Annotated in this window: 19 protein-coding genes and 2 pseudogenes; 4 read left to right on the top strand and 17 right to left on the bottom strand. The window is 40.4% G+C overall.

Annotated features, from left to right (window positions below; all coding sequences use genetic code 11):
- Positions 1-45 precede the first annotated feature (45 nt).
- The 6 genes and pseudogenes from V3595_RS24565 to V3595_RS24540 all read right to left on the bottom strand — a co-directional run.
- On the bottom strand, positions 46-1,323 hold the full coding sequence (locus V3595_RS24565) for a family 8 glycosyl hydrolase (protein WP_485910303.1): 1,278 nt from the start codon (positions 1,321-1,323) through the stop codon (positions 46-48).
- A gap of 131 nt (positions 1,324-1,454) precedes the next feature.
- Positions 1,455-1,983: pseudogene (gene plsY, locus V3595_RS24560) on the bottom strand (glycerol-3-phosphate 1-O-acyltransferase PlsY).
- A 152-nt stretch (positions 1,984-2,135) separates the two neighbouring features.
- Positions 2,136-2,822: a VOC family protein gene (locus V3595_RS24555; protein WP_485910301.1), complete on the bottom strand. Its 687-nt coding sequence runs from the start codon at positions 2,820-2,822 to the stop codon at positions 2,136-2,138.
- Positions 2,823-3,047: 225 nt separating this feature from the next.
- Complete coding sequence (locus tag V3595_RS24550) at positions 3,048-3,695, bottom strand: pentapeptide repeat-containing protein (protein WP_485910299.1); 648 nt, start codon at positions 3,693-3,695, stop codon at positions 3,048-3,050.
- A 246-nt stretch (positions 3,696-3,941) separates the two neighbouring features.
- Positions 3,942-4,127, bottom strand: coding sequence for a hypothetical protein (locus V3595_RS24545; protein WP_485910337.1), 186 nt, complete (start codon positions 4,125-4,127; stop codon positions 3,942-3,944).
- Positions 4,128-4,208: 81 nt separating this feature from the next.
- Positions 4,209-4,375, bottom strand: a pseudogene (locus tag V3595_RS24540) (DUF4306 domain-containing protein); the annotation flags it as partial.
- A gap of 183 nt (positions 4,376-4,558) precedes the next feature.
- On the opposite strand from V3595_RS24540, the gene V3595_RS24535 reads away from it, so the two are divergent.
- The 3 genes from V3595_RS24535 to V3595_RS24525 all read left to right on the top strand — a co-directional run bounded on the left by V3595_RS24535 (position 4,559) and on the right by V3595_RS24525 (position 7,368).
- Positions 4,559-5,209: a DUF6944 family repetitive protein gene (locus V3595_RS24535; protein ID WP_485910297.1), complete on the top strand. Its 651-nt coding sequence runs from the start codon at positions 4,559-4,561 to the stop codon at positions 5,207-5,209.
- 527 nt (positions 5,210-5,736) lie between these two features.
- Positions 5,737-6,156, top strand: a complete 420-nt coding sequence (locus V3595_RS24530; protein ID WP_048686687.1) for a MarR family winged helix-turn-helix transcriptional regulator — start codon at positions 5,737-5,739, stop codon at positions 6,154-6,156.
- 12 nt (positions 6,157-6,168) lie between these two features.
- Positions 6,169-7,368, top strand: a complete 1,200-nt coding sequence (locus V3595_RS24525) for an MFS transporter (protein ID WP_485910295.1) — start codon at positions 6,169-6,171, stop codon at positions 7,366-7,368.
- 85 nt (positions 7,369-7,453) lie between these two features.
- Here the strand turns inward: V3595_RS24525 and V3595_RS24520 are convergent, their stop codons facing one another.
- The 10 genes from V3595_RS24520 to V3595_RS24475 form a co-directional block, all read right to left on the bottom strand.
- On the bottom strand, positions 7,454-8,665 hold the full coding sequence (locus tag V3595_RS24520; protein ID WP_485910293.1) for a hypothetical protein: 1,212 nt from the start codon (positions 8,663-8,665) through the stop codon (positions 7,454-7,456).
- A gap of 24 nt (positions 8,666-8,689) precedes the next feature.
- Entirely contained in the window at positions 8,690-9,517 is an 828-nt protein-coding gene (locus V3595_RS24515) for a hypothetical protein (protein WP_485910291.1), read from the bottom strand.
- Positions 9,514-10,200, bottom strand: a complete 687-nt coding sequence (locus V3595_RS24510) for an ABC transporter ATP-binding protein (RefSeq protein ID WP_485910289.1) — start codon at positions 10,198-10,200, stop codon at positions 9,514-9,516. Before V3595_RS24510 ends, V3595_RS24515 begins: the two co-directional genes overlap by 4 nt.
- The gene (locus V3595_RS24505) at positions 10,197-10,577 is read right to left on the bottom strand and encodes a GntR family transcriptional regulator (protein ID WP_230304112.1); all 381 of its coding nucleotides are present in this window, start codon (positions 10,575-10,577) and stop codon (positions 10,197-10,199) included. Before V3595_RS24505 ends, V3595_RS24510 begins: the two co-directional genes overlap by 4 nt.
- Positions 10,578-10,769: 192 nt before the next feature.
- On the bottom strand, positions 10,770-11,525 hold the full coding sequence (locus tag V3595_RS24500) for an AAA family ATPase (RefSeq protein ID WP_413015393.1): 756 nt from the start codon (positions 11,523-11,525) through the stop codon (positions 10,770-10,772).
- Positions 11,526-11,627: 102 nt separating this feature from the next.
- A complete protein-coding gene (locus V3595_RS24495; protein WP_485910286.1) occupies positions 11,628-12,275 on the bottom strand; it encodes a YdbC family protein in 648 nt (215 codons plus the stop codon).
- A complete protein-coding gene (locus tag V3595_RS24490; protein ID WP_485910284.1) occupies positions 12,217-12,756 on the bottom strand; it encodes a GrpB family protein in 540 nt (179 codons plus the stop codon). Before V3595_RS24490 ends, V3595_RS24495 begins: the two co-directional genes overlap by 59 nt.
- A gap of 13 nt (positions 12,757-12,769) precedes the next feature.
- A complete protein-coding gene (locus V3595_RS24485) occupies positions 12,770-13,291 on the bottom strand; it encodes a GrpB family protein (RefSeq protein ID WP_485910333.1) in 522 nt (173 codons plus the stop codon).
- A gap of 88 nt (positions 13,292-13,379) precedes the next feature.
- On the bottom strand, positions 13,380-13,832 hold the full coding sequence (locus V3595_RS24480) for a hypothetical protein (RefSeq protein WP_485910282.1): 453 nt from the start codon (positions 13,830-13,832) through the stop codon (positions 13,380-13,382).
- Positions 13,829-14,200 carry a hypothetical protein gene (locus V3595_RS24475; protein WP_485910280.1) on the bottom strand — a complete coding sequence of 124 codons (372 nt, stop codon included), beginning with the start codon at positions 14,198-14,200 and terminating at the stop codon, positions 13,829-13,831. The genes V3595_RS24480 and V3595_RS24475 overlap by 4 nt, the downstream gene beginning before the upstream one ends.
- A 145-nt stretch (positions 14,201-14,345) precedes the next feature.
- Between V3595_RS24475 and V3595_RS24470 the strand changes: the two genes are divergently transcribed.
- Positions 14,346-14,807, top strand: coding sequence for a VanZ family protein (locus tag V3595_RS24470; protein ID WP_485910278.1), 462 nt, complete (start codon positions 14,346-14,348; stop codon positions 14,805-14,807).
- A 390-nt stretch (positions 14,808-15,197) separates the two neighbouring features.
- Here the strand turns inward: V3595_RS24470 and modA are convergent, their stop codons facing one another.
- Positions 15,198-15,998 (bottom strand): molybdate ABC transporter substrate-binding protein, encoded by an 801-nt coding sequence (modA, locus tag V3595_RS24465; RefSeq protein ID WP_485910276.1) that lies wholly within the window; start codon positions 15,996-15,998, stop codon positions 15,198-15,200.
- Between the last annotated feature and the right edge of the window lie 98 nt (positions 15,999-16,096).

The raw sequence follows: 16,096 nt of genomic DNA, 5'->3' as shown, positions 1-16,096 counted from the left end.
TCTCATCAAACTCCTTTTCATCTTTACTTAGTTTCTTCCATTGAATCATGGCGCCCACCAGTTACCTGAAACGACGATCATTGTCTGTAATTTTATCGTATTGGCAAAATAGTCATCATCATCTTGTTCCTGTATCGTCCGATTCCATAAGCGGTTAATCCAGTGCTGATTGGAGGAATCAACCATGGCACTCACCATGAATGGAGCAACGAAGCTTGTACTATTCCCTTCTTCCACGGCTTTTCCACCTAGCGTATAACCGGATTGGATATTTTCAGGGTTGCCATCCGTTTCCGCTTTAATCCAATCATTCATCTTCTTTAATTGCGGCAGCGCTCTTTCATCACCAGTCAGTAAGTAATCGAGCGTATAGCGCCAAGGGGTCCTGCTGCTGTTCCAGCTATAATTGCCGTCATTCTCCCCTTCTAAAAAGTCCGCTTCTGCCGGTTGATATTCTTCCTTGGATTGTATAATGAAGTCCGGCATGAGGCCAGTATTGGCGCTTTCCCCCTCATAAATCGAATGAATGATCGCATAAGCCTTATCCGTTACACCTTTCCATTCATCATTCCCAGTTACCGCCTCAAATGTTTTAAAATGATTGAGAAGAAGGTCGGATGAACGAGTCGATTGTCCGAATGCGTCATCTTTATCTTCTGCCCAGTCCCCAAGTTTAACCAGGGACTGCGACCGATTTATCTCATTCGACATGATCGCATCCAAGATGTCCTTTGCACTGGCAAGATAGTCGATTTCCCCGTCACTTCCCCACTGGCGATGTGCCAATAGTAACGAATAGGCGATATCCATATCGCCATCAGTTGCTGAATCGGCATCCCCTGGCGTATTGATGATTTTACCCGATTTATCCTTTACTTGCTGCCATGCCATTAATGAAGGGTCATTATCACTTCCATGCGCTTTATAAAAACGATAAAGCCCATCGAAGTACTGCTTATCCTGGCTGCCTGCCATGATTGCCGTTATCATCATCCCATAACCATGCGCTTCAGAAACGGTCACTGCGTTCTCCGGCTCTGCATATCCTTTATCATTGTAAAAAATATAATATTCATCATTTTTATCGGCAGGCTGCTTAAGATAGTCATTTTTCCAGGTTTCATAAAAATTCGCCACGGCAGCATCCATTTCCTCCTGTGACAGATTGTCAGGTTTTATCGTACCCGCTTGATAGACTGTATGCTGGGGAAATGCCTTTTTACCGGCGACCTCTTTCTTTTTGGTTTGAGAAACCAACGCTATTGTGGCAATGATCCCGAAAACGATCAAGCCCATCGCTATCAATAAACTTCTTTTTTTCATGGCTTTGCTCCTTGGGTTATGGTGCAGTATTCACTAGGATATTGCACCATAAATAGTTGTATGTAATTTTCCTGCTATCAATAGTTCCTGCCCACTTTCGCTTCCGTGCCCTTCCATATTCTCTTTATATTTTACCGATGCAAAAAGATGACGAATAAGCAAATGAATGATGAGAGTGCAATGATGAGCCTGCCTTCAAATAATAAGCTGTAAATCAATATCGAAATGCTCCCCAGAATTGAACTGAGAGATACATATTTTGAATATAGCAAACTAATGAGAAATACCATGCAAGCAATGAATGTACCTAATGGGGTTAAAAATAAAAACACTCCCGCCGATATTGCCACATCCTTTCCCCCTTTAAATCCCGCAAAACAGGAAAGGCATGCCCAATTATCGCAAGTAAGCCGCATAGTGCAGGGGAAATGTTCGTATGCAGCGCCATCGGGAGTGCGCAGGCTATGAAACCTTTCAATAAATCGCAAATGCTACAATCGTCCCTGCTGTCTTGCCCAATATCCTAAAACTATTAGTTGCGCCAAGATTTCCACTCCCATATCCGCGGATATCGGTACTGTAAAATGATTTTCCGATGACCAAAGCAAATGGGATGGAACCTATTAAGTAACTTGATAGGAGAATTATTATGTTCAGCATTAATTACCTTCTTCTTGGTATTATTGAAGATTATTCTTTTACAATTCTGATGACAAAACCATCTTAGGAGTTACATCAATGGCAGGCAGCCCTGCTTCATCGTTATTATTGAATCAGTCGAATGAAGTTTATTGCCAAAATATAAATCTACATCATTCCACCTTTTTCAATTCCATAAATCCCTCGCCATCCAATGAAATATCTAGTTGCTGATTTATGACTAGCGAAAGCGGAAAGATTTCCGACTCTTTATCCGAAAAAATCCAACGCCGTTTCCTTGGACCTAAAAGTAAAAACGAACCTGCTTCATGTTCCCCCATGAAATTCAATCCACCTTCACTTATCGCTTCACCCTTCCTTACAGGTACACCATTACTGATCAACTGATTTCCCAAAGCCCTGACTTCATCTGTCGTAATGTTTATTTCACTGATGCACAGGACGTTTTGAGCTGAAAAAGACTCTGCCTCGGATTCGGGTGATACGGAATATCTCGATATGAATTCGACAATGTTGCCTGAAGGGTCTAAAAAATAAAAAGAATGTGCGTCTGAAAAGCTGAAATAAACTTCGTCATCATCATCTTCTCTAGTCAATTCCACTTTTGATTTCGCCCATGCTTTTGCCGAAGTAAATAAATTGGTCGGTATGTTCATGGCAAAATGGTAGAAAGGCTTTTCTTTGTGATGATATTTTTTAATTTCAAGCACACTTTCCCCAGCCTTAATTTCAAAACCATCATCAGTTTGCGTTAGTAACTCAAATCCTAACACATCAACGTAAAAACTCCGCATTTCATCCCAGACATGACTATACAAAGTGACCTTATTGATAATCAACGTTCAATCCCCCTTATCTCAATCCACCTAACAAATATTGTAAAGTAATCATGGGTTTGTGCAAATATTCCGTACTTTTCAGGATTTATATAATTCTATTCACTATGCCTATTTTCACCACAAATAACTTAAAAAGGACCGCCAAAATCGGTGATCCTCGTTTCAGCCTTATTGTAAGATCTCGCAGTTTACTCTCCGTTAGCTCATTTTACATCTTAAAAAGGTTCACTCTTTAATTTTCAGTCCAAGCATGGCTGCAAAGACTATCGCTTGGTCCGGGGAAACTTCGCATCCCTTTAAATCCTCCGGGGAAACGGTAAGCCTTTGAAATGTAGAACTGCTAATATCAATTCCTTTGAGCGGTGTCCGGGAAAAGTTCACTTCATTTAATCTACATGTTTCGAACTTCACTTTAATGAATTTACACTCATAATAATCAGCACTTTCCAATGAGCAATGATCGAACTTCACTTGCTTTAAACTGGAATAACCAAAGGCACTTAAATTCAGGTTGCAATTCTCAAAGGAGACATTCCCTAAACTTGCGTCAGACAGGTTAATGCCTAAAAGTTTGGACTCTTTGAATTCCACCCGATGAATCGAGCCGCCCATGAAATCGGCATTCGTCAAATCGCAATGATCAAAAATGACATCCGTCAGCTCAATATTCCTGAATGATACATCGCTGAATGTCACATTTTTAAAAACAATCTGTGATAATACGATTTTTTCCATCTTTTCTCTATCGATCGTGCAATTGGTTATGATACAGGACTCAAGATAAGGCTCATCTTGATAATATATTTCCTGAAAGTTCGCTTGGGGTAAGTCTTGGGGGATCTTTGGCTGTTCAATTTTGATTTTGCCTGACATATTATCACCTTTTCGCTTTATTCTTCAATCACTGGATAACCCTTATTTAGGTGCTGCTTTTAACTGTATATCCAACCGATAAGGGTTCATCGCCGGTAATATAGCAACTGGTCTACTAAATTTCGACTTAACTATAAACTACATTTCAGTGAAGTTCAATCTAAGAATTTCGCGAAAATGACTATTATTTTTCGTTATTTTGTGTCATCTTTCCACAAAAAAAAGCTGCCTCATCGGCAACCTTGCTTACTTCATGAACGTATTGAATCCTCTTGGCATCCGGCAATAATATAGAGCCTCACTTAATATGGCTATAATTCCGCCTATCAGAAAAAATGCTTGAAAGATATTTCCTCCAACAGTCGGGGAATTGGATACAAAACCACTTAAAAGCAGAAAAAGGACACCCAATCCCAACAAGAATAGAGCCATTTCTTTAATCCTTCTTTTGAATAGGATATATCCCGTATGTATGATAAAGTACGATGCGGCTAAGACCATAAGAAGTGGAAATAGCGGCTTGAATTTTGCGGCATACACGAAATAATCAAACTCGAAATATCATCTGGATCCATCGCCTGATCATCATTAACTTGTGTGAAATGAGTGGAATACTTCCATTCCCAAGGTCTATCCAGAATTTCACTGCCTTCGTACCAGGTACAAAACGTAAAAACCATAAAGAAAAGTGCAGCGATAATCAGTTGTGAAAAATTGCTAAATGTCAATATCATCTCCTCCAGCTGTCATTATACCAATAAATGGGTGATAATCAACCAGAGCTTTGGGTGTTAAAGCTATATGTAAACAAACACTGTTTCCTGAATAATATAATCTAACCACTTTTAAGGAGCGTTTGAGATATGATCACTCATGGAGATGACCTCCTTATTTCAGGAGCATGGTTACTAGGCATCGGCACACTTGTAGGTGCAATCGGGCAAACCCGGCAAACTTTAACGGGGACTAACCTCGGAAAAGATCTCGTCCTCAAAGGGAATGGCATTGAAGCCATTGGAAATTCGCTGCAAGCAATCGGCCGTTCGAAAATGCTGAACCCGGATAATGAACGTTCGGAAACCTATTTCATATTCGGTGCTTGGCTTGAGGCTATTGGCAATATCGCAAATGCCGTTGGAATAGATATGCAGTTGAGTGGTTCAGAGGAAGAGGGCACCAGAACCGATGCACTCGGCAGTGGAATCCAAGGACTAGGTGCAGCATTTGAAGCATTCGGGGCATCATTGACGGAGGAGTCCATTTCACGCTCTTTTGAGATCAAGGGAAATGGACTCATTGCAGCCGGTTCTTTTTTAGAATCGGTCGGAAATATCTTCATTTTAAATGAAAAACGACGGATGGGAGAACAAATTCTTTTACTAGGCAGCTGGACCCAAGTTTTCGGTGCATTTATATTGATCGATGCCTCTTCACTTGGCCCAGAACCCGAACAACCTGAGAAAGGTAAAGATGGACATAACGGCCATTTTAGCTATGCCAACTATTACGTATGAGTATGGGGCCGCGAGTTCGACCATCACCCGATCGGGATCTTCGAAATATACCGCATAATGATCCTTCCGCCGGCGAATGGATGCTTGTCGGCTAAAGGATGGCAACTCCTCTGCCCGTTAACTTTCTGGTGATCTCATCAACATGATGCCGGGAAGTAGCAGACCCACTCGCCCCCTATGATAGGGAATGTCAAGAAACCTTGTTTCCGCTTGTACAAGAATCAATGATCCTCTTTAAATTTGAAACAAACAGCTCAATATCATGAAGTAAACCCTTGGATAACTTACCTTCCTATACTCATGATCGCTCTTTATGCCTTTACTCGTGAGGATTGGGCCTTTTACTCGTGAGTTTGGGCCTTTTACTCGTGAGTTTGGGCCTTTTACTCGTGAATTTCCGCCTTTTAATCATAAGTTTGGTGCTCTCACTACAAATCCGAGTGGACAGAATGGATTTACTTTGCTATTATAGTTACTCAGGGTAACAATTACTCACGATAACTATATATTGATAAGAGGTGTTTCTGATAAAGACTTTCCAAAAATTCTTTCAGCAATTATTACTGCTGTACCGACCGTTTGAAAATAATCTTAATATCCAGCTGAACAAGCATGATTTACACAGGGCGCAATGGTCCATTTTGTATTACTTGAACAATTATGGTTCGGCGACGCTTGTAGAGCTTGCCAATTACCAAAGCGTGGAAAAACCCACGATTACGAGGACCATTGCTCGCTTGGAAGAGCTGGGGTATGTCGAGCATGTGCCTAGCAAAGATAAACGCGAGAAAAGGATGCGGCTTACGGAGCTTGGCAAAAAGGTCTACAGCGAAGTCCGCGTGACAATCGATCAATATGAACAGGAGATCTTGAAAGGGATCACGGAAGAGGAACAACTCGCAGCCATACGCATCATGGGCGAAATTAGAAATAACATTATAAAGTAAGGAGATAATAACATGGATCAATCCAGAACCAGACTGTGGACGAAGGACTTTGTCATAGTTTCGTCCATCAATTTTTTCATAACATTAATCTTTTATTTACTGATGGTGACACTTGCCATCTATGCTGTTAATGAATTGGATGCTTCTACAAGCGAAGCCGGACTCATATCGGGGATTTTTATTATCGGGACGTTAATCGGACGTCTGTTCATCGGCCGTTTCATTGATTCGATCGGCCGCAAGAAAACATTATTCATAGGCTTGATCTTTTTCACTTTGACAACACTTCTTTATTTTGTGGATCTTGGAATTGGCTTCCTGCTTGTTAACCGCCTGATCCATGGGATGGCAATGGGGATGGCAAGTACCGCGACAGGCACGATCGTCGCCCAGATCATCCCGGCGACACGAAAGGGAGAAGGCATCGGCTATTACAGCATGAGCGCAACACTTGCGACGGCAATCGGTCCTTTCATCGGTCTGTATATGGCTCAACATACAAGCTTCCAAGTCATTTTCAGTTTCTGCCTGGCTTTAGGGGTATTCAGCCTGATTACAGCATTCTTCTTGTATGTCCCGGCAATGAAAGTGACGGGCAAAGTTACGGAAAGCAAAGGATTCAAGCTTTCCAATTTCATTGAACCTAAGGCACTGCCCATCTCAATCATCACTCTGTTATTGGCATTCTGTTATTCCAGTGTCCTTTCTTTCATCAGTTTTTATGCCATTGAAATCGATCTGGTCAATACGGCAAGCTTCTTCTTTGTAGTGTACGCAGTAGCCGTATTGTTATCACGTCCTTTCTCAGGACCGTTAATGGACCGGAAAGGATCGAACTTCATTATGTATCCGGCATTCATTATTTTTGGGATCGGCTTACTGCTTCTAAGTATAACAACCAATAGTTTCACTTTACTGGCAGCTGGTTTCCTTATTGGCCTTGGATTCGGTAATATGCAATCAAGCTCGCAGGCGATTGCCGTTAAACTGACACCGCCTCACCGAATGGGGATGGCAACGTCCACCTTCTTTATCATGCTTGATGCAGGACTTGGATTCGGCCCTTATATTCTGGGATTCATCATTCCGGTAACAGGTTACAGCACACTTTATGTTATCCTGGGCGTTTTGGTCATCGCAACCTCCGTCCTTTACTACTTCTTGCACGGCAAGAAGGAACGCTCAGCCAGAACGAACTTAGCTTCCATTTAAATGATAGTCAAAAGGGATATCCTATTGGAGGATATCCCTTTTTCATTTAAAGCTTTTTAAAACAGCTTCTAGTGATAGTAGGTCCTTATTTTACTTCCAAACCATCGATAATAAGTCCAAAACCTTTGCTGTTCTTTTTATTTATGACTGTTTCACCTTTATATAAAGTCTTTCCAGTCTTTATATCTGCAATCAGAAGTTTGGCAGGCTTGTATGTTAAAACGTCTTGATCCACTTCGTTGCCTAATAGGAAGTACACACGCCCGTTCTTAATGGCAGCGAAGTATTGTTCCTTTTTATTAGCAGCTATGTCCAGCTCCGTGTCATTCGTTAACGTTTGACTGCTGAGGTCAAACGTTTTAATGCGATATTTACCTGATTTCATTTCAACTACATAAAGGTTTTTTCCGTCTGCATATCCTGATCTAGCCATGCCCAGGCTAAGCGATCCTTTTTTAACCGTTTCTAATTTTTCCGTTTCATAATTATAAGATAAAAGCTTGCTTTCCTTTAGTTTTTCCTCAAAGCCATCCTCATGATTTACCCCTTTAATTAACGAAATGAATACCATGTTGTTTGGCTGTGAGGGAGCAACATCGATTGGCATCTGAAAATCAACTTGATTAGGGTCAGTAAAGGTTTCAGATACAAGGGTTTTATCGTTCAAGACTTTTTTATTGGCTACATCGATCGTATACAGATGAACTTCTTTCGTTTGCTTCTCATTGTTTGAATTAACATCATTCATCGTTAAAACCTGTAGTTTTGAATGGACCAACTGCACATCCCTAACATCAACATTCATGATTCTCTCTTGATTCGGAAGTTCAATTTGGAAAGAAGTTTCCTCTTCATCTTTCTTTTCCAGTAAACCTATATCAAACTTTGCTTCCATTTTCCCGTTATTCGTAATATCGCTATTCACCCAAGCGTAAGCAAGAAAATCATCGTCTTCATATAAAGAACTAATGGAATCCTTGCCACGCATAAATGAACGATGTTCTTTTATTAATCTTTCAGTTTGATAATCTTGTCTTCCAGTTAAGTTCTCTAAGTAAGACCTTTCGCTGGCATATGTCGTTGTATTGGATTCAAATGTTAATGGTTCATAAAAAGTACTGCCATTTTGAAGCGTAGCATTTATGATCACCGGATCAAGCTCTTTATCGCTGCCTTCCAGTGTCTTGAACGTATACTTTGGAAGGCTGGAAGCGGAGGAAGCTACTTTGACATAATAGGTCCCGATGCTTAAGATGACAACCATTCCAATAATGATGCTGCATAAATAACGTTTCACCTTGTTCACTCTCCTTTAAAGTTGTTATACGGTAACGCGATTTTTCAATAACCAAGCACCAAGCCAAACTGATAATCCTGTCAAAATGACCCCTATTGCGAGCAGCAGGCCAAATAATTCATTAGGATAAAAATAGAAATTCCCGATTTCCATTAAAACTGGAGCTAAAAACAACACAGCAGCGATTCCGCAATATAACAAGCCCAAAATGATTCCTTTTATGCGGAAACTTCTTTCAAACATGATCGCCGTGAATAATATAGACATGATCATAAGACCAATGCCATAGGAAAGCAGGAATTGCGTGAACGTGCTTGGGATGATCAATGACAAAATCGGACTGAGTTTCGCAATGGTAAAAGTTGACATTTCATTCAAGAGCGCTTGTGGCACATTTGAATGAAATAGGGCATTTTCCATTGGTAAAATGATGATTTGGAAAGCAATCAACCCTAATACCATCAGGAAGATGGCCGTGGCTTTTGAAAGATAGATCGATAATCTGGATGTCGGTAACATCAATAGGCGATAAATGAACGTATTCTTTCCAAACCAATCACGATACCAAATAAGGAAAATGTAAAAAATAAGGGCAACCGCACTCAGCGCTATCGGTCCTACAAACAAAAGGGTATCTGCGATATGATTAAAATCAAAGCTTCCATAATTGGTAATATAAGCGTCTTCAGATAGTCTTTCTACTTTCATGATATCCCTGGCATCATTAAGAAGACTCTTCGTTACGAAGATCACTCCAGCAAATTGCGAAACCAAGGTTATCAACAATAAGCTAAGATAGATTTTACTGAAACGGTTGATTTCAAAGTTCACTAGTTTTATATATCGCATCATGATTGATACACCTCTCTCATTACATCGACTACCGATTTTCCTTCCTCTTCCCGCATTTCTTCTGTATTGAACTCTTTAAGCACTGTACCGTTATCCAATAAAATGACTTTATCGATTAAATGTTCAATATCACCGATTTCATGGGTCGTGATGATGACTCCTCTATCTTCAATCAGGTGGCTCGCAAAGACATCGGCAATTTGCTCGCGGCTAAACATATCGATTCCCGAAAATGGTTCGTCCATCAGTACATAATCGACGTCAAGGGACAGACCAAGCATCAGGTTGAGCTTAGCTGTATTCCCTTTTGACAATTCCGAAATGCGATTCTCCTCTTTAAGCTTGAAAAACCCCATTAGTTGGTTAGCTCTTTCCGGATTCCAGGACGTATAGAAATCCGACATGAAAACCATGGCTTGTTTAATGGTCATTTGCGGAAGCATGGTCGGCGCGTCCGGAATGAAGGTGATTTTTTCATAACTTTCCTTTGTCATCTTTTGATCATCTATCAGGATTTCACCTTTATATGGCGTCAATCCCATGATCGCTTTGAGTGTAGTTGTTTTACCGACACCATTTATCCCGATCAGACAAGTAACTTCGCCTTTATTGGCTGTAAATGAAACATTATCCAAGATCTTTTTCCGGCCATAATTCTTGGAGATCCGTTTTACCTCTATCATTTTTCTTCCTCCTCCCTTATTTCTTCCGAGTATTTTTCTTTAACCACACGAAGCAGTTCATCAACTGGTACATTAATCGGACGAATCGCATCTACAAACGTATCGACGGCTGCCAAAATCAATTCCTGCCTCACAGCCTGTAAAATCGTTTCATTCGTCGTGATTTGACTAGGGAAATTTCGTTCAGTATGAATCAAGCCCTGTTCCTCCATTTCTTTATACGCTTTTTGAGCGGTATTGGGATTTATATTGAGTGAAGCTGCCAGTTCTCTTCGCGAGGGAATTTCCTGTCCAGCTACGAATTTGCCTATGGCTATTTGTTCTTTAAAATGCCTAACGACTTGCAGATATACCGGTTCCCGGGTATTTACGTTCATTAAAACCACCCCCTATTTATTTAAAAAAGTCTGATATGCGTGTATGTACTAAGTGGTTCATACACCTTATAGATGTACTATACCCGTAATACACCTAAGCTGTCAACAATGAATTCCAAAAAAATGAAAACCCCGAATGCGCAGTGCAGACGGGGTTTTTCATTAGTTGCTTTTAATGGAAATGCTAAAATCTCATTGAAATAGATGATGAAGCAGCCGATCTTTATCTTCAAAAAACTGTTTCATTAACAAATAGTGATTGGACTCCTCTAACGTAACCTCACTCATTCCCTCATCTGAAATTTGGAGGATTTTAGCATCCGGGTAGGCCATGATGATCGGGGAATGGGTGGAAATGATGAATTGGGAACCTTGTTTGGCAAGCTCATTTATCCTGGCCAGCATCGATATTTGTCTCAATGGCGACAAAGCAGCTTCAGGCTCATCGAGGATATACAATCCATTACCTTGAAATCGTTCTACAAAAGCAGAAAAAAACGATTCCCCATGAGATTGCTGGTGAAGTGATTTTCCACCGAAGGAATCAATGATTTTCGACCCAAACGATGCCTCCCTGTCCAATTCCTCTATATTCGTAGCTAAATTATAAAAGGTTTCCGCCCTAAAGAAAAAATTATCCGTCGGTTTGTACACGCCTTTTTTCAAACGGAGGTATTCGTCCAAATTGGAATGTGAATCATAATTGGAAAAATTGAAATTTAACGTTCCGCCTTCCGGATTGAAGCCATACGCAATCGCAATACCTTCAAGCAAGGTGGACTTCCCCATTCCATTTTCCCCGATAACATAGGTAACACTGGGATGAAAAGCAACTTCTTGAAGATGCCTGATAACCGGCAGATCAAGAGGGAAATGGTCATACGAAGATATTCGATCTCTATTCAGGTAGATGCCCCTGATGTACTGTGAATCATAATCTAGTTTCATTTGTAATCACCTTCTGTCATATATTTAGAGCTCTGATATGTTCTTTTAACGTTCCAATCCAAGACGCCATAGCCCCAATTGATAGATTGATAATGTTCGATTCTAAATGACCACCCACTTTGGATGCAATTCAATTAAACTTCCTGTAATGCGATGGGTTGAAACGTTCACTCCCGATTCGTTTATCAGGGCAGGCAATTCCTTATCCGCATACCTTTGATGTGAATATTCACTGTCCCATATTGAGGCGACAAGGTATCTGCCGTTTTGCCTTTTACTACCGAATGCGCCAGACAGCATGCCCTTGCTCCCTACTTCTTTTAGCACCTGCTCAAAACGGGCATGTTTATCCTTTTCAACAGAACAGTCAGCCACTCGCAGTAATTTCCCCTTGCCAAAAAAAGCTGTAATGTCTGTTGATCCTATATTGAATATACTCTCGAATATATCGACAGAAATATTTGTATAAGTACTTCCCTGGTCACTCTTGGCGAATATTGCATCATGCTGATGCTGCATGAAACTTTGATAGGCATGGAGATCTTTCCAAAAGGAGAGAACGCCTGCTTCAAAGGGTTCATATCTATTCCACCCTCCGATTTGACCCATGAAACCAGCACAATGGCGCAATTCCTCCCATCCCTCTTGCGCTTTTGAAAATGAACGCTTGTTTTCCTCAGTCACTTGGCATTTAATCCACTTCATTAACATGATGATCACCACGCTTCGCCCAATGTTTCGCTTTTTCATCAACCTTTTTGATAAAATCATTTTTCCCGTTTACATATCCTTTGATATCATCTGGGAATTCCGCTGCCAAGCGCTGCTTCAGCCTACTATACTTTTTTGCTTCATCAGGGTGTGATAGCAAATAATCCCGAAAAGCGAGGTGTCTGGCTATTTCCTCATGTCCTTTTTGAAACATGTGAATATGGTGCGTCCTCTCATCCCCGCCTTTACGAAAAAACCGTCGTCCGGCGATTCCGTTCTCGCCCCTGGCATCATACCCTATCTCTTCCATCTCTTTATTAAAATCAGCCACACATTCCACATCTTTAACCACTGTCAAAATATCTATTACTGGCTTGGCATGGATGGCCGGTATGGCCGTACTGCCAATATGGTATAAATCTATCATTTCAGGCCCGAAAATATCCTCTAATTTTTGGCATTCATCACAGAATAGCTTGGACCATTCTTTCTTATATGGTACAACCTCGACCTTTCTCATGTATGCCTCCCTTTCATGTACGTTCCTTTAGATATTTCGCTTTCTTCATGACATTTAATATAAATGGAGCTTTCGCTTTCGTGTACCCCACTATATCCCCAGGATGCTTTTGAGCTAAGGATAATTTTAATTCCTGATATTGTTTCCGTACGTCAGGATGGCTTCTTAGATAGTCCCTGAATGAAAGTTGATTCTTCCATTGTTCACTTCCGAATCTATAGATATGCAAATGATGTGTCCCCGCTCTCCATTGGCCTTTTCTAAAAAAACGCCTTTCGGGAAACTCCTTATGCGGGACAAATTCATACCCAATCGATTTCAATGGTTCAATGAACGTGTCAGCTTCATCTAAATGCTGTACACCAGCCATGATGTCCAAAATCGGTTTTGCCCCCAACCCTATGACGGAAGTACTTCCAATATGCTCAACACAAAGGGAATAGTTCTTTAAAACCTTCATTATCCTCGCTTTTTCCTGTTGAAATTCACTAACCCAATTAGGGTTATAATCCTCGATCTCCACTGTTTGTCCCATATAATCACTCAACTTTTCATGAAATGGTATTGTCAGCCATCATTTTTCATCACGTGACCATTTGACGAAAGGATCTTGCGTGCTCGGCTCATAGTAAGTTCCGACATACACCTTTTCTTTTCCCCGTTATTTTATTCGTCCGGATGACTGTATATCTTCCTTTATCATAATTTCTGGTAAGATAATATTTCCGGTATGAAAACCCTTTTTCGGGACCGGTTAATTTTTCTTTAATTTTATAATCTTGGGGCTTGTTCAAGCTCTCTTTCACTACACCTTTAATATTCAGCGGCGTTCCCTCAAGCTTAACATCACTTCGAAAATCGGCATTCCTAGTCTCGGTTTTCCCTGAAGGCACGGATGCCAGTTCGATCGTATCTTGGGCTTGTTCCGAGAATGATTTCGTGACACTGTATGAATAAAGGATATTCATGGACCTTATATTATCTTTCATTTTGCCAGCAAATTCAGGCATGGAAAAATTCAGTAGAAAAGTGAATGATATACATACGATTAATAAGGTAAGCGAAATTTTCTTCATATTTCCTCTTTCTCAACTATGTATTCTTGTAATTCAACTTGTTCATTTTCCTTTGGAATAATCCCAAATTTAGCGATTAATAGAATGGCAAGAAAACCAAAACAGCAAAAACTAGTATTATCACTTGTAATAAATGAAGCCGGTATAATACGAGATGATAGAAATGAATTCAAAATATAAGAAAAAAGAAAACCCGAATAGGATAGGCAAATCAGGTAGTTTCCAATCAATACCCTCTTGTAATGTACATACTCCGACTTATTTCCGTTCCTGATACTGACACAATGTCTAAATTGCCTAATGAGGCCGTATGTGAAACCAATAATTAACATGACTGCAATGAGAAAATCAATTATTGCTTCCTCCACTTTTACCCCTCCTTGCCCTAAGAAACTTGCAAAATATTACATTAAACTCATCATATACCATTTATGATAAAATGATAAATATTTCCTACTTTAAAATTGGAGTTGTATCATGAAAATTTATGTGAAAATTGTATTATAGTTATTTATGGTTCTTTATCTATTAATCCTTACAAAGCTCATTTTATTTAAAACCCTCTCGATAACCGAAATGAATGGTCATATTATTTTTTCCTTCAATGGCCGCTATTGGGGGTCCCATAACTTCATCCCTTTTAAAACCATTTTCCATTACCTCTTCTTAGCGGATGTAAATACATCCATCCGGATTGAAAATATAGTGGGGAATATCATCGGTTTTGTACCATTTGGCTTGATGCTTCCATTATTATCAAAAAGGTTTTCCCAACTCAGATCGATCTTGATTGCAACATTCTGTTTTAGCTTCACCTATGAGGTTCTTCAGCTTTTATTTGAATTAGGAAGTTTTGATACCGATGATGTGATTCTGAATACTCTTGGCGGGATTATAGGATACCTGCCGATTAAGCTGTTTTACACAGTTTTCAAAAAGAATGGAACCATTCACAGTCAGGCCCAAGGACAGTAATTTGCTGTCCTTCTTTTGTCACAAGTTACTTTCACGCCGCTGCCGAATTATTGAAGTGTAGGTTGAAATATCATGTCCTTATTCTTACGTTTAAAGCGTGACAAGGTTTCAATATAAAGGAAAATATACCTAATATTACTGTAGATGCATAAAAAAAAGACCACCAGATTGGTGGTTACAGTTTGTAGACAATAAGGATTTTACCTAAAATTTCAAAAAAGGTTGATTGGAACGAAAGGTGCGAGACTCCTGCGGGAAAAGCGCGTCGAGGGGAGACCCCGCAGGCGCAAGGCGCCGAGGAGGCTCCCCGACCGCCCGCGGAAAGCGAGTGCCTGTAGTGGAAATCGACGTTCGATAAACCTTCATAAAAAAAGACCACCAGATTGGTGGTTATTTCAAATTTTTAAATCCGTATTTTTCAAAGATTTTCATGGAGTCTTCCGTTTGGAGATAGTCATAGAACAGCTTGGCTTCCTTAGCATGATTCAGGTCATTGATCATTCCGACGGGATATATGATCGGATCGTGTAAATCTGCCTGGGCTGCTGCAATGATTTCCACTTTCGATGAGTTGAGCGCATCCGTTTTATAGACGAGGCCTGCGTCCACGTTTCCCGTTTCCACATATGTAAGCACTTGCCGGACATCCTTTGCATATATCAATCGATCTTCAACCTCTTTAAAGAGGTTCATGTTTTCCAAAGTTTGTTTCGCATATTGCCCTGCCGGTACAGACTCTGGAGTGCCAATCGAAATTTTTTCGGCCTTTGTGAGGTCTTCCAGCGATCCGATTTCCTTTTTGGAATCCTTTGGCACCACCAGCACCAGATCATTGCCGACTAAATCGATTCCGTTTTTCTCTTCAATAAGATCTTCCTCTACTAATTTATCAAATTTATCTTCTGCTGCTGAGAAAAACAGGTCAACAGGTGCGCCTTGGGATATCTGCTGCTGAAGAGCTCCAGAGGCTCCAAAGTTATAATGAACTTCTACATTTGCATTCTCTTTTTCAAAAGACATCTTTATATCATTTAAGGCATCTTGCAAACTTACAGCTGCGGAAACCGTCAATTCCACTTTACCTCCGGCTTGCGCCTTCATTTCCGTTTTTTCCGCTTCATCATTTGAACAACCTGCGACCGCTGCCGCAAGCAGCATGATCGAAAAAATCATAAGGTATGTTTTTTTCAAAGTCACTCTTCTTCCGACCTTTCATTTTAGGATGGCTGCTAATTCAGCAGCCTTCCGTATTCATTCTTTCATTTAGGTTCACCAGTGAGAACACCATG

This window comes from Bacillus sp. CFBP9009 (assembly GCF_036541465.1).
Lineage (GTDB): Bacteria > Bacillota > Bacilli > Bacillales > DSM-1321 > Peribacillus.
Note: the sequence above shows the minus strand (reverse complement) of the source record. Positions and strands in the feature narration are given on the sequence as shown.